Annotated in this window: 14 protein-coding genes; 3 read left to right on the top strand and 11 right to left on the bottom strand. The window is 65.7% G+C overall.

The genetic code is table 11. The features are described 5' to 3' along the window. Positions 1-14: 14 nt before the first annotated feature. Entirely contained in the window at positions 15-986 is a 972-nt protein-coding gene (locus AB0J47_RS03565) for an alkaline phosphatase family protein (RefSeq protein WP_364340076.1), read from the bottom strand. A 220-nt stretch (positions 987-1,206) separates the two neighbouring features. Here AB0J47_RS03565 and AB0J47_RS03560 point away from each other — a divergent pair, with 220 nt between their 5' ends. After that, positions 1,207-1,539: a YnfA family protein gene (locus AB0J47_RS03560; RefSeq protein WP_364340074.1), complete on the top strand. Its 333-nt coding sequence runs from the start codon at positions 1,207-1,209 to the stop codon at positions 1,537-1,539. A 33-nt stretch (positions 1,540-1,572) separates the two neighbouring features. Here AB0J47_RS03560 and AB0J47_RS03555 read toward each other — a convergent pair whose 3' ends face one another. The 5 genes from AB0J47_RS03555 to AB0J47_RS03535 form a co-directional block, all read right to left on the bottom strand. Then, a complete protein-coding gene (locus AB0J47_RS03555) occupies positions 1,573-2,199 on the bottom strand; it encodes an NUDIX hydrolase (protein WP_364340072.1) in 627 nt (208 codons plus the stop codon). Between the two features lie 229 nt (positions 2,200-2,428). Next, positions 2,429-3,682 (bottom strand): adenylosuccinate synthetase, encoded by a 1,254-nt coding sequence (locus AB0J47_RS03550; protein WP_364340070.1) that lies wholly within the window; start codon positions 3,680-3,682, stop codon positions 2,429-2,431. Positions 3,683-3,895: 213 nt separating this feature from the next. After that, on the bottom strand, positions 3,896-4,846 hold the full coding sequence (locus AB0J47_RS03545; protein WP_364340068.1) for a hypothetical protein: 951 nt from the start codon (positions 4,844-4,846) through the stop codon (positions 3,896-3,898). Positions 4,847-4,948: 102 nt separating this feature from the next. Then, positions 4,949-5,908, bottom strand: a complete 960-nt coding sequence (locus AB0J47_RS03540) for an acyl-ACP desaturase (RefSeq protein ID WP_364340066.1) — start codon at positions 5,906-5,908, stop codon at positions 4,949-4,951. Positions 5,909-6,089: 181 nt separating this feature from the next. After that, positions 6,090-7,340: an alpha/beta fold hydrolase gene (locus AB0J47_RS03535; protein ID WP_364340064.1), complete on the bottom strand. Its 1,251-nt coding sequence runs from the start codon at positions 7,338-7,340 to the stop codon at positions 6,090-6,092. A gap of 81 nt (positions 7,341-7,421) precedes the next feature. Here AB0J47_RS03535 and AB0J47_RS03530 point away from each other — a divergent pair, with 81 nt between their 5' ends. Next, positions 7,422-7,961, top strand: a complete 540-nt coding sequence (locus AB0J47_RS03530; protein WP_364340062.1) for a helix-turn-helix domain-containing protein — start codon at positions 7,422-7,424, stop codon at positions 7,959-7,961. Positions 7,962-7,995: 34 nt separating this feature from the next. On the opposite strand, the gene AB0J47_RS03525 is transcribed toward AB0J47_RS03530, so the two are convergent. From AB0J47_RS03525 to AB0J47_RS03510, 4 genes are all read right to left on the bottom strand, one after another. Beyond that, positions 7,996-8,355: a DUF4345 domain-containing protein gene (locus tag AB0J47_RS03525; protein ID WP_364340702.1), complete on the bottom strand. Its 360-nt coding sequence runs from the start codon at positions 8,353-8,355 to the stop codon at positions 7,996-7,998. A gap of 78 nt (positions 8,356-8,433) precedes the next feature. Next, complete coding sequence (locus AB0J47_RS03520) at positions 8,434-9,705, bottom strand: hypothetical protein (RefSeq protein WP_364340060.1); 1,272 nt, start codon at positions 9,703-9,705, stop codon at positions 8,434-8,436. A gap of 79 nt (positions 9,706-9,784) precedes the next feature. Beyond that, positions 9,785-11,083, bottom strand: a complete 1,299-nt coding sequence (locus AB0J47_RS03515; RefSeq protein ID WP_364340058.1) for a hypothetical protein — start codon at positions 11,081-11,083, stop codon at positions 9,785-9,787. A gap of 35 nt (positions 11,084-11,118) precedes the next feature. Further along, positions 11,119-11,619 carry a helix-turn-helix domain-containing protein gene (locus tag AB0J47_RS03510; protein ID WP_364340056.1) on the bottom strand — a complete coding sequence of 167 codons (501 nt, stop codon included), beginning with the start codon at positions 11,617-11,619 and terminating at the stop codon, positions 11,119-11,121. 80 nt (positions 11,620-11,699) lie between these two features. On the opposite strand from AB0J47_RS03510, the gene AB0J47_RS03505 reads away from it, so the two are divergent. Next, positions 11,700-12,131 (top strand): nuclear transport factor 2 family protein, encoded by a 432-nt coding sequence (locus AB0J47_RS03505; RefSeq protein WP_364340054.1) that lies wholly within the window; start codon positions 11,700-11,702, stop codon positions 12,129-12,131. Here AB0J47_RS03505 and AB0J47_RS03500 read toward each other — a convergent pair. Then, the gene (locus AB0J47_RS03500) at positions 12,102-13,682 is read right to left on the bottom strand and encodes an ABC-F family ATP-binding cassette domain-containing protein (RefSeq protein WP_364340052.1); all 1,581 of its coding nucleotides are present in this window, start codon (positions 13,680-13,682) and stop codon (positions 12,102-12,104) included. The genes AB0J47_RS03505 and AB0J47_RS03500 overlap by 30 nt on opposite strands. Positions 13,683-13,755 lie beyond the last annotated feature (73 nt).

Genomic DNA, 13,755 nt, shown 5'->3' with positions numbered 1-13,755 from the left:
TGCGAAAGGTGCCCCTATCGGCTGGTGAAGGGTTCGACGGGCAGGCGGATACGCGATTGTCCGTCGAAGTCCGGGTCGAGCGGGGCGTGGAAGATATCCAGCACGGTAGGGGTGATATCGGCCAGGGAGAAGCTGGAACTGATCGCGCCCGCGAGGAAGTTCGGGCCGCGGGCGATGACGAAACTGCTTGTCTCGTCGGGGGTTTGACCGCCGTGACCGCCCTTGGGCCGGTGGCCATGGTCGGTGGTGACCAGGATGGTCCAGCGTTCGGCGAGGTTGGCGCGGGCGCGGGCATCCACGGCGGCGACTATGCGGCCGACGAGGGCGTCGATGCGGGTGACGGCCTCGCGGTATTCGCTGGACGCGCCGCCGTGCTGGTGACCGGCCCGGTCGACCTGGTCGAGGTGGGTGAAGAGGAAGTCCGGGGCGTATTTGGTGATGGCGGTGACGACGCTGTCGGTGGTGGCGGCGTCGGTGGCGCTTTCGTTGTCGTCATCGGGGACGAGCGGAGTGGAGATGACGACGTCGGCGCGTGGATCGCCGCTGGCCGTCATGGTGGCGATCTGATCCCAGGTGGCGATGGACTGAGTTTTGAGGGTCGGATCGTGACGTTCGAGTCGGGTGAAAACCGTCGGATACTTCGCGAACGGGGTCGCGTCGAAATTATTGTCCACAATGCCGTGTTTGCTGCCCCAGACGCCGGTGAGCACAGTGGCCCAGGATGGGCCGGAGATGGAGATATGCGGGGCGATGGAGCTGCGGGCGAGGGTGCCTTCGGCGCTGAGCCGCAACAGGTTCGGCGCCCGCACCTCCTCGATCTTGCGGTACATCGTGCCGTCGAGCCCGATGAGGACGACCTTGTCGGCTTGGGTGGCGGCTTGCGTGCGGCCGGTGGCGAGGACGGTAGAAACGGCCGCGGCGGCAATGGCGCCGGACAACAGTTGCCTGCGTGCGAGGGGCGTGGTGGCTACGATTCGCGCGCTCATATCCCCGAACGATCCAGTACGACAGTGCCTTTCGGTAGCGCACCGAGTGGGTGTTCATGGACGTTTCATCGGTCTCGCCATCGCCGGTCGCCTTGCTGAACAACGACTGAACTTGCGATAGCCAATAACTATTCACCCTGCTCACCGGTACGTATCGGGGAGATGAACAGCAGGAACCCGGTTTACGAGGTGTAGCGGACCTGGCGGTAGGTTCTACCGCATGACGATCGCCCGGTCGCTGCTGCTGTTCGCCCTTGCCGCACTCGCCGAGATCGGCGGCGCCTGGCTGATCTGGCAGGGTTGGCGGGAACACCGCGGGCTGCTCTGGATCGCGGCGGGCGTACTCGCACTCGGTGCCTACGGCTTCGCCGCCACCTTCCAACCGGACCCGAACTTCGGCCGCATCCTGGCCGCCTACGGTGGCGTGTTCGTGGCGGGCTCCCTCGCCTGGGGCATGATCGTCGACAAATTCCACCCGGACCGCTGGGACTACCTCGGCGCCACCCTCTGCCTGCTCGGCGTAGCCGTCATCATGTACGTCCCACGCGACTGAACACCGTTGCGTGGAAGTCGTTGCAGCGGTGCGCTAATCGTCGGGGGTGAAGGCCCAGACGGCGGCGGGGCGGCCGGTGGCTTTGACGCGGCGGCGTTCGGTGGTGCGTGCCAGGCCGGGGATGGCGGCCAGGGTCCGATTCAGGTTCGCTGGGTCGGGGCGGGCGCCGAGGACGGAGGAGCTGAGTTCCACCGCGCGGGTCGCCGGGAATTCGTCGCCGGTCAGTGCTCTGGTGAAAGCCATATCCTTCCAGAGCAGACTGGCCAGCAGGCTCCGGGCGGCATCGACGATGCGGTTGTGGTCGAAGGCCAAATCGGGCACCGCATCGAACGAAACCCATTGCGCGGGCCCCTCATGCGGCTCGACCACGGCCCACATGGCAATGGACAACGTCGGCCCGCGCGGATCGCGATTCGGTTCGTCGAAGGTCACCAACTGCCCGACCGCCCCGATGGCCGCCGCTGGCACGCCCAACTTGGTATGCACCGCCCGCCGCGCCGCCGCGACCAACCGCTCGCCCCGCCCGAGCAGCACGCCCGGCAATGCCAAATGCCCGGTGAACGGCTCCATCTCCCGCGCCGCGATACCCACACTCACCTCGGCATCGTCGGCCCAGAACCGCAATGCCACCACATCGACCGAAACCACGGATTGCTCCACGCGACCCCATCCTGCCGCACTCCGGCCAGCTCGCGCGGAGTGACACTATCGAGCCGCCGTCTCGAGGTTCCCCGCAACCGAGTGCCACTCGATGCGCCATGACTCGGCGCGGACGCGAGAGCGCACGCCAGTCGCCGACTGCAACGCGTCGGGTGCCTGTGCCGCGGCGCGAGCGCAAGATTGCGCGCCGGTCACCAGCTGCCGCGCCGACAGAGCCAGCTCCCGATTGCTAGGCGGCGGCGACAACTCGGGTCGGAGTGCGGTCGCGACGGTCCGGGCCGTGGGCGGTCAGGACTATCGGGGCACCGAGTTGGCGTTCCAGCCACGGCACCGGCTCGGCTGGCACGGCTGTCAGGATCGGGTCGGCCATGGTCAATAGAGCGGTGAGGTCCCGCTGGTGGTCGAGGTTTTGCCAGCGGCCCGGTTCCAGCCGGTCGAGCATCCCGCCCGCAGTCGCGTATCCCGTTGCGGCGTAGCCGGTTCCGGGTGCGTCGAGGTGGGTGAGTGCGAGCCCGTCGATACCGCCGGAGACCTCGATGGCATAGCGGAGCAGGATGGGGTCGAGGTGGCCTCGACGGAAGTGGCCCTGGTAGGGGCCGGTGGCGTTGTGAGGCTCGGGGAAGGTCATAGTGGGGTCTTCGGTCGGGAACGGGCCTGCGCCGTGGCGGGTCATGTAGGTGCGGGTGACGCCGAGTGTGTAAGCGGGGGCGTCGATTTCGGTGAGTAGGGCGCGGGCGTTGCGCGGTTCGACGGTGGACCAGGTGGTGTGCGGATGGAAGCCGCGCCATTCGTCGAGGAGAACACCTTGTGCCCCTTCGAAAATCAGGCGACCGCGTTCCGCGAGGCGGGCGAGTTCGGTGCCGTCGACTATGCGCACGGCGGCGGCGAATTCACGGTACATATCGACCAGATCGCGGATCGCTTCATAGCGGTGGGCGCTGGGCGCGATCAACGGTCCGAAGTATGCCGCCATCGCCTGCAGCTTGGGGTACAGGACGTCGGGACGCAGGCAATCCGAGACGGTCGGTGCATCGTATTCTATTGCGTAACTGGCAGTTTCGCCGATGCCACGGCCGCAGGAACCGTGCCGCGAGGAACCCCGCGCATCTTCGCGGGCACGGTTGGCAGCGATATGGATCGGCGTCGTGAGCAATGCGCGACCGTCGATCCGCAAGAGCGACAGCGGATCCGGCACACCGAGTGCGGCCAGCTGCCGCGATTCACCGGCCAGCGCGATCGGCTCGACCAGCATGTGCCGCGAGAGCAGCGTGGGCACTCCGGAAAAAGTTCCGGACCCGAACTGTGCGAAGGTGTGATGGCGACCGTCTGCGATCACATTGTGCGCCGCCTGCGCACCGCCGTTGAACCGCACGACCGCCGATACGTCCAGTCCTGCCTCCGGCGAGCACAGCCAATCGACGGTCGCCCCCTTCCCCGCATCTCCGAATCCGAGGTCGAGCACGATGATGTGCGACTGAAGCACCTTTCGCCCCTTACCTTTCCAGTGATTCATCCGCAAGCGCAGACAGTCCGCCCCGGTGGCTCGCAGCACGGTTCGGCCTTGTGCACCGCCATCCGCGTGCCACTGCGGCGTCGGTCACCGGCCTCAACGCTGCAGATCAGCAGCGTGCCCGCGCGGTAGCCGCCCAGGGCCGAACTCGACATCGGAGCCGCAGCACTCCAACACTTGCCGGATTCAGCTCCGCCCCCGCGACAGGGCACGAATATTCGGTCCCGCCTTGACTCTCAACGCCTTTCCGACCGAATCGGCCTCCGCCACCGACCCCACATCACGCAGGTCCGCCAGTCCGGCGTGCACGTCGATGCGGTCTTCCTCCAGTCCGATGGTGAGCGCGATGAGCTCACAGACCGCGGCGGGATCGTCGAGCTTCATGAAGTTCTGGCCGAGCAATCCCCGCCAGTGCTCGGCGATCTCGGGATCGTCGAAGTAGCTCGACTGGTTCGGCAGGATGTAGTACACATGCCAGCGCTGGGCCAGTTCCCGATAGATCGATGCGACCTCGATATCGGTGCGCACGTGATCGCCGATGACGGCGCGGATATGCCGACCCGCCAGTTTCGCCTTGTTCAGTTCGTCGCCGATGATGAACAGGTAACCGCGCTTACCGCGCCGCTCCCATGCGTCGGTCGCGACATGGGTGGCCATGAAATACGCGGCTAGTTCATAGCTTTCGGACTTCTGTCCGCCGCCGCCACCCTCGAGTAGGATATTGCGCAACTGCTCGTCCATCCGGTTGTCGGATTCGAACTGCCCCACTTGCAGTGGCACGCGGTCGGTATCGGCATCGCCGATGGCGCCGAACATGATCTGTGGATCTTCCGCATAGCCCTTGCGCTGCAGGAGTCCGTGCAATTTGCCGAGCTTGTCCTGCATGATCCGCGGCACCCGTCCCATCGATCCGGTGACGTCGAACAGCACCGCGATCGGGAGCGAGTTGCCGTGCTCGGCCGAATCCCGACATTCGCGCACGGTGACGCCGAGTGGTTCGAGCGCGGGATGCGCCCGCCAATCCGAATACGGCTGCCCCCGCATCTCGGCGGTGTATCCGAAGTCGTCCAGGCCTCGACTGGCGCGGAAGGTCTTGGCCGCGCGGTAGGCGGTGTCGTCCCAGTGTCCGTATCCCATGTCATCGCTTCCTCTCGAGCTTAGTTTTAGTGTAGGAGACTAAAACTAAAATCGTCAAGAGTCCGCTGGTCGGACCAAGATCATCGATTCAGCGGAAGCCGCTCAGGCGTCCTGCCACTCGCGCTTGCGCGCCTCGCGTGCCAGTGCCCGGTCACGCTGCTCCTCGAACCTGAGCACGTCCTTGCCGAGCTGCTCCAGGAATAGGCCGAGTTCCTCGCGCGCCTGTTCACCGCGGGCACCGAAGTCATTGCGCTCGAAGATATTCCACTTGCGCAGCACCGGCGTGATGACGTCCTCGAGGTGCTGGCGCAGATCGTAGATGCCGTGTTTGGCCATCAGCACGCTATTGCGACGCCAGTCCGGCATGCCCGCACCGGGCATCTGGAAGTTGCGGATGATCGCGGAGATCGCTGCCAGCGCTTGGTCGGGCGCCAGATCGATGGCCGCACCGCAGAGGTTGCGGTAGAAGACCATGTGCAGATTCTCGTCGGCGGAAATACGCTGCAGCATCCGGTCGGCGACCGCATCGTTGCAGACCCGGCCGGTATTGCGGTGACTGACCCTGGTCGCCAGTTCTTGGAAGGTCACATAAGCGATACCAGGCAGGAATCCGTTCTCGTCCACCCCGGTCGGGTGCTGCACCCCGGCTGTCATGCAGACCATTCGCGCCTGTTCCAGCGCCACCGGGTCCACGCCTCGGGTAACAACGAGATAGTCGCGCATGACGGTTCCGTGCCGGTTCTCCTCGGCGGTCCACCGCCCCACCCAGGTGCCCCAGGCGCCGTCCTGGGAGAAGGATTCGGCGATCAGTCGGTGATAGGACGGCAGATTGTCCTCGGTCAGCAGATTGGTCACCATCGCAGCCCTGGCCAGTTCACTCAATTGGGATTGCGCTGGCTCCCAATCGATTCCGCCCATCTCGGCGAAATTGCGGCCTTGGTCCCACGGCACGTAGTCGTGCGGATGCCAGTCCTTGGCCATCGATAGGTGACGGTTGAGATTTTGTTCGGCAACGGGTTCGAGTTCGGTCAGCAACTCCAGCTGGGTCAAGGCATGTGTCACGATCTGGGTCCTGTCATCGGATCAGAGGTTCTCTTCCAGAGTGCCCCGATTGCCGGGCCGCCGAAATCCCCTACGGCGAATTCGTTTCGTCACAGGCACGAATGCTCACTACTGGTTGATCGCGAAGTCAGGCCGACACGGTATCGCCGAAGACGGCGTGTCGGGTCTGCTGTGGGCCGATCTATACCGAGGCCTCGAGCCAGCTGGCGATATCGACAATCACTTTCGGATCAACATGTTGCGCCGCCGCGTACTCCGCCGGAGTCGAGGGTCCCGCACCCGGAAAGAACAAGTGGTTATCCGAGTCGTACACCCGGATCGTCACCTCTGCCCGATCAGCCAGACCAGCCCGCCACAGCGACAAGTCGTCATCGATGGTGACCTGATAGTCCCGTCCGCCCTGCAGAATGAACATCGGCTTGCCCAATATCGCGGCGACAGCGACCGGATCGTAGTCCCGCGAATCCAACCAATACGACGCGGGCAGCCCGAGGGGTAGTTCACTGACTGGAGTCGACACCGTCAACGCACTGTCCACCAATTGCGCCTGCCGAACGATCGCCTCGATCGCGGCCTGCGCACCGGCACCACCATCGGGCTCCAACGCGGCGAGATAACGCGTGACCCGCACCGCGGACCAGTGCATCGGCGAGGCGTCACCGGCCAAGACGATCACCCCTGCCACCGTCGGTGCCGCGGCCGCGACCCGTGGCGCGACCTTCCCACCCATACTGTGCCCGAGCACGAAAACCCGATCCGTATCGACGGCCGGGTGCTCGCGCAGGACATTTACAGCCGCGACTGCATGGGGCACGTATTCATCGGTCATGGTGAAGGACGCGAGTCCCGCGACCACACCGGCATGCGCGTGGGTGATCTTGTCGAAACGCAACACCGCGATACCTCGGCTGGCCAACCCCCAGGCGATATCCGCGAGCGGCTTATTCGAACCCGTTGTCATATCGCGGTCGAAAGGTCCCCCGCCCGCCAGCAGCACAACCGCCGGACACGGCCGCGGCCGCCGCGGCAGGCTGATGGTGCCATGAACGACGAAAGGCGCCTGCCCGATCGCGACCTGCTCCTCGTCGAAGGACTCCGGGTCGGCGTAGTCGGGTGGCTGCCACGGTGCCGTGGGCGGCATCAGTTGCAGGCCGGTGAGGCGATCGGCGTCGTCGATCGTCATCCCGACCACCACCTCGCCGCGTTCGAGCCGCACGGGCACCCGCACCGCGCCGGCCTCGCTCACCGCGGCTCCCACCTCGGCCACCAATCCGTACCGATCGAGGACCGATTCCCAAGCCGCGCCCAGTTTTTCGGCCGACACCAGCGCTTGCAGTTGCGCCGCGAACATCTCGTGCACCTGCGCATACCGACCCGAGCACAAGTGCTCGACCACCTCGATGCCGGTGCGAGTAGGTGCGATCGACGACATCGAATCCTCCTGCGCTCAGGGCAATCAGCCCGGCATTGATCTCAACTTTGCGAACAATATCAGAGATGAGAACATTGCTCCATGGACCCGATGGAGCTACTCGCCCACCCGGTGCGACTGCGGATCGTGCATGCCATGTCGGGGGGCAGCGTGCTGACGACCGCCCAGCTCAGCGCCCGCATGCCCGACATCTCGAAGGCCACCGTGTACAGACACGTCGACCTGCTGGCCGAGCACGGCATCCTCGAAGTGGCCCGCGCGCAACGAGTGCGCGGCGTGGTGGAACGCGGCTATCGCCTGCGCCGCGAACGCGCCGTGGTCGATGCCGAAACCGCAACCACCGCCGACCATCGCCGGATCTTCCCGATCGCCATGGCCATCTTGCTGACCGAATTCCAGGCGTACCTGCAAAGCGATGACGCAGACCCGACCGGCGATCTGGTCGGCTATCGCCAGCATGCGGTATGGCTCAGCCACGACGAACTCACCGAGCTCATCACCGATCTGCGGGCAGCGATCCTGCCCCGACTCTCCAACGCGGCGACAGGAGACCGCGCGCCATACCTGCTGAGTCCGATCCTGTTTCCGCTGGCACAGTCACCCGAGGGCGATGCAACGTGACCGGAACGGACGATTCGGTGACGACGCCGCGAGCTCAGGAGGCCGATACCAGAGCCGCCGCGGCGACCGTCTCGACAATGCAGTAGAACCAGTTGGGGTAGAAGGCGATTCGGTCATCGAGCACCGCAGATACGATGCGGCCGAATGCCATTCCGCCGAGTGCGACACCAATGGTGATCATGATTGCGGTGCGTAGGGTTCCGTCGTGGGTTGCCGCCACCGCCAGCATCGCCGCCATAGCCAGACCGAATCCGCCGTAGACGGCCCGGATCTCGTAGCGCGCTTCGGGTTGCTCCAGGCGGATGCCGAAGGGACGGGTGAGCGCCGCAGGGGCCGCGAGGGCATAGACACCCATCGCGAAGAAGAACACGCCGACAATGGTGTTGACAGCGATGGCCAAGGGAACCTCCTGTTCGAGTCGGAAGGCCAGCATGCTCGACCGGGGCGCGCGCCCGCTTCCACAAACGTGCGGTCAGGCCCCGTTGTACTGCAGCGAGCGCCAGGCCTCGATCGCCCAATCCAATTGCTTTCCGGGCACACTGATCGTGACCAGCAGCAACTCACCATTGCGGCGGCTGGCGATCCCCTGCACTCCGACCTCCGCACCGTCCTCGGAGGGCAGCCACCATCCGTCACCGGGTCCGCCGGTCACCGGTTCGCCGCGATGTCCCGCGGTGGCGTTGGCACCGTATTGCAGCATCGCGGCTGGTGGCGGCCCGGTTTTCGGGTCGCCCACGCGCAGGATGGTGATCTCGATCTGGCGGGTGCCGTCCCAGGCCCACCACCGATCGCCGTCCCAGCCGTAGGTGAATTCGCCGGGAATCCGCAGACTCCACCCGGATACCGGTGTGGTGTGCACCGGGCGGCGGCGGTAGCCGAGCGGCTGCTGGTCCGCCGCGGCGGCGCGCTCGGGCAGATCGGCGGGCGCACCCGCCGCAAGGGTGGCCGAATCCGCAAGCAACAGTCGCAATTCGTGCCAGGCGGCCCACGGCAGCTCCAGCTCCGCGTCGAGCCGGTGCGCCTCGGCGAGCAATGCATCGGCCTGGTGTAGTGCGGGCGTGTCATCGGCGTCCGATGGTGCGCGCCATCGCACGTCGTTCCACATGATGCCCATCGCGGTATTGCGAATCGTCGGCGCGGTCCAGCGGTCCTCCCACCATGGGAAGAACGCGCGCGCCGCGGCCTCGTCACCATCGCGGACCGCCTGGAACCAGTCGCGATCGCGCGGCCCCAACCAGCTCGCGGCCAGCCCGTCGTAGTCGAAACGGTCACTGCCCAGCGACAATCCGATCGAAACCCAGGCGTCTTCCGCAGGAACCTCGGTCAGCACCGTCTCCGCGAGACCGCGGATCCACATCAGATAGTCACTTTCGACCTCGGCGCGGTCATCGCCCAATCCGAGCGGATCCTCGGTCCCCTCGTCCCACACGATGTCGAATCGCCGACCCATTTCGTGCAGCACGGCCGCCACGTGCCGGTGATAGCCCGGCCCGGCCGACGCACAACCCGCGCTCACCACCACCTGACCGTGCGCCGCACGCAGGTCGACTGGTTCGGCCGCCGGATGCAGCACGGCAAGCAGGCGATCTCCGGAGACCTCCACCGATTTCCGCAGTGGCGCGGATGTGGCGGTCCAGTCGACCCGCGCACCGGCGGGGCCGGTCCGCAACCACTCCCCCACCTGACCGAGGAAGTCCGCGGTGGGCGCGCGGCATACCCCCGCCGCGTGCAACTCGATTCCCATGGATACACATCCTTGTGTCCGCGTTCCGGCCGCGAAAGTCAGGACCCTACACCTACACTGCGGCTGTGGGACCGAATGGCTACTGCTCGACGAGCCGACGACAGCCGTCCCGCCCGCCGGGCAGACCCACCGTATCGAGCCAGCGTTCGAGTTGACCGAGCTGCCACAGATCATCGATCTCCACCAGCACCGCGAGGAACGACAGCTGGGCGGCGGTCAGCTCCGAACCGATTCCGATCGGATCCGGAAAGGCTCTGTGTAGAAAGGAAATACAGTCGTAGTGCACGGTGCTGGGATTCGCGGCCCAGGCCGCTTCGATCGCGGCGGGTAGCAGCGTCTCGAAATCAGCAACACGACCGACGAGTTCCCGGATGACATCGTGGCGCAGCCACCCGTCCTGTCCGGGCAGATGACGATCGAACCACCGGTCGATGACTTCCGGATGCTCCAGCGCGGCGAGCAATTCGTCGGTAGCGCGCTGCTCGCCGGCGAATGCTGGCGCGAGAGCGGCGCAGGTGCGCACACCGGGATGGACATCGGCGAGCAGTTGCTCCGGCCGGCCGCCGTTGAGACCGGAAATCCTTGCGGCAGTGGCGCGTTCGGCCGGATCCGACATGGTCGGCGCGATCTCGTCCACCCGCCGCAGCAACGCGACCCGCTTTTCGGCATAGGCCGGATGCGCGGTGAGTTCGATCAACGCCCGCAGCGCGGCCATGCGCACCGTCACCTCCGGATCGTCGACCAGGGGCTCGACGGCCTCGATCACGCCGGGAATAACAGCGCGACAGGCAATCTCGTCCCTGGCCCGCATAGCCGCACGGAATACGTGATCATCGATGGCCGCCAACAAGCCCGGTGGCGTCGGAACATGCTCCACCAGAAGGGCATTCGCCGGATCCGGTCCCAATTCCAGCAACCCGGCACGCCGATTCGCTTTGACGCGCTGCAGATCCTCTTCGGTTCGCCCGGGTGGATATGCCTCGGTATACAGCTGCTCATCGGAGATTCCCGAACAACATCCCTGTGCGAAGACCTCGAGGTAGTCCAGTAGCGCGACGCGCAACGGTCGCGGCCCCGGATCCCACGGCAGTATGCCCTCGACCTTCATCTCGGTGTGCGGACGAGCCAGCAGTTCGGCCACGATCGCGACGAACGGCGCGGTCGCGGAGTACACGCTGCCCTGATGCAATAGCGCGGCGTCGAGATAGCCGACCGCGTCGACACACGCCTCGGCGTCACCGTCGATCAGAGCCCGCAGGTGCGCCGGAGCATCCGCCGCCGGGCCGTAAGCATGTTCCAGCTCGACCCAATCGATATCGGCTATCGCCCGCAACACCGGATCCATCGGATTGATCATGCTGCAGCCGAGCACGTCCATCAACTCGAGCGAAACACTTGCGTTACCCGACGGATCTACGGTGCCGGTTCCAGATGATCGCCGATCAGCATGGTTCCCGGTCCGCGCCGCGCGCCGGGACCGTGCCGCCAGTAGACGTTGTCGGCGGTGAGCGGTGCGCCGCAGTCGCGGCAGACCACTACACCGGACGTCGGATGTCCGCAATCACGATGCACGACCAGCGCGGGCGGCCCCGCGGGTCCGGCGAGCCATTTATCGCCCCATGAGATGAGCATCGTGAGCACCGGATACAGATCGCGGCCCTGCTCGGTGAGCACATATTCGTGGCGCACCGGATTGGTCTGGTAGGCCCTGGCCTCGACGATCCCGTACTGCCGCAACACGTCCAGACGCGCGGTCAGGACATTGGTGGCGATTCCCAGATCGCGGCGGATGTCCTCGAACCGGTTCACCCCGACGAACAGGTCGCGCAGGATCAGCGGCGTCCACCGCTCCCCGACCACGTCGAGGGTTCGCGCGATCGAGCACACAATGTCGGACATGGCAGCTTTGGGCACCCGCCCATGGTAGTCCATTGCTTTTTGCAAGTCACTCCGATACGTTGCGAAACGACCAACTGTGAAGGGGTGATCGAAACATGTCGGATACTGTGGCGCGGTTTCGCGAGGCAACGGAGGCCAGCGATTTCGATGCGCTGATGACGACCCTGGCCCCCGATGCCGAGCTGACTTCGCCGGTCTCGGGCCGGTTGGTCTTCCGAGGTCACGACGATCTGCGCATTCTGTTGACCGCGGCGTACGGCAGCCTGGGCCGACTGCGCTGGACCGAGCACATCGGCGACGGTGCCCGCCGAGTTCTGCTCGCCGAGGCCGCCGTCGGACCATTCCGGATGACCGAGGCCATGATCCTCGAATTGGCCGCCGACGGCCGCATTCGCCGACTCGAACCGCACCTGCGGCCCTGGCTCCCACTGACCCTGCTAGCGGTGAAGCTCGGACCGCGCCTACTTCGTCATCCGGGCGTCATGCGGCGGGCACTATCACGTTTCGACCAGCCCGTCTCCAGTTAACTCGAGACGTCGGGTCACCCCGATGTCGTCGAGGAAACGGGAATCGTGGCTGACGACGATCAGTGCGCCCTCGTAGTTGGCCAGCGCCTGGGTGAGGTGGTCGAGGCTGGGCAGGTCGAGGTTATTAGTGGGCTCGTCCAGCAGTAGGAGCTTCGGGGCCGGATCGGCGATCAGGAGCATGGCCAGGGCCGCGCGCAGGCGTTCACCGCCGGACAGGGCCGCCGCCGCGACATCGGCATCGGTGCCGCGGAACAGGAAGCGGGCGAGTTGGGCTCGGATCTGTTCGGCGGCCGCGTGCGGTGCGGTCGCGGCGACATTGTCGAAGACCGTGCGCTGCTCGTCGAAGATATCGAGACGTTGCGGCAGTATGCGCCACGGCACCAGCGGCGGTTCGGCGGCGATGCGATGCAGCAGTGTGGTTTTCCCCGCGCCGTTGCGCCCGGTCAGCGCGATCCGCTCAGGACCTGAGACCCGCAATGTCACGGTCGGACCGCAAGCCAGTTCGACCTCCTCGAGATCGATGACGTCCTGGCCCGGGTAGAGCCGGGTGCCCGGTAGGTCGATCCGGATCTGTCGATCGTCGCGCAACAGATCCTCGGCCTGTTGCAGCTGTTCCTTCGCGGTGTCCAGCTTTTCGATGTGGTTATTGCGCAGCTTGCCCGCCGATACTTGCGCCGCCCGCTTGCGTGCGCCCATGACGATCTTCGGCTCGCGTTTGTTCTCGAACATCTTCTGCCCGTAGCGCGCTCGGCGATCGAGTTTGATCCGGGTCTCGACCAGTTCGCGCGCCTGTTTGCGAACATCGCTGCGGGCGTCCCGGATCGCGGCGCGCGCCACCTCCTGCTCCGATTCGATGATCCGCTCGTATTCGCTGAAATTGCCGCCGAACAAACGTAATTCACCCTGCCGCAGTTCGGCGATGGTGGACATTCGCTCCAGCAGCTCGCGGTCATGGCTGACGGTGAGTACGGTGCCGGAGAACTGGGCGACGACCTCGTAGAGGCGTTGGCGGGCAACGTGATCCAGGTTATTGGTCGGCTCGTCGAGCAGCAGCACGTCCGGATCGCGCAACAGCTCGGCGACCAGGCCGAGCAGCACCGTCTCGCCGCCGGAGAGGGTTTCCAGGCGGCGGTCCAGCTGTTCGGTCGAGTCGGCGAGGTAGTGCAGGCCAAGGCGACCGAGCAGCGCGATGGCACTCTCCTCGACATCCCACTGCGCGCCGACGATATCGAAATCGGACTCGTCGCCGATGCCGGATTCGATGCGATGCAGTGCCTTTCGCGTCTCAGCGATGCCCAGCACCGCGTCGACACGTTGACCGTCGCCGAGGCCGAGATCCTGGCGCAGATAGCCAAGCCGCCCGGTGGGCGTGATCGAACCACGCGCCGGTGTCAGCTCACCCGCGATCAGCCGCAACAGGGTGGACTTGCCCGCGCCATTGCCGCCGACCAAGCCGAGGTGGCCGGGTCCGAGCACCGCGTCCAGACCGTCGAAGACAGGGGTGCCATCGGGCCAGGAGAAAGTAAGATCGGAAAGAGACAGATTGGTCATGTAGACCCCAGAGGTTGCGCGGGAATGCGGCGCACAGGATGCGGGCCGCCCGGGTGGCTACCTCATGAGAGCA

Origin of the sequence: Nocardia sp. NPDC049737 (genome assembly GCF_040674755.1) — a bacterium.
Taxonomy (GTDB): Bacteria; Actinomycetota; Actinomycetes; order Mycobacteriales; family Mycobacteriaceae; genus Nocardia.
The sequence above is the reverse complement of the archived record's forward strand: the minus strand, read 5'-3'. Positions and strand labels throughout refer to the sequence as shown.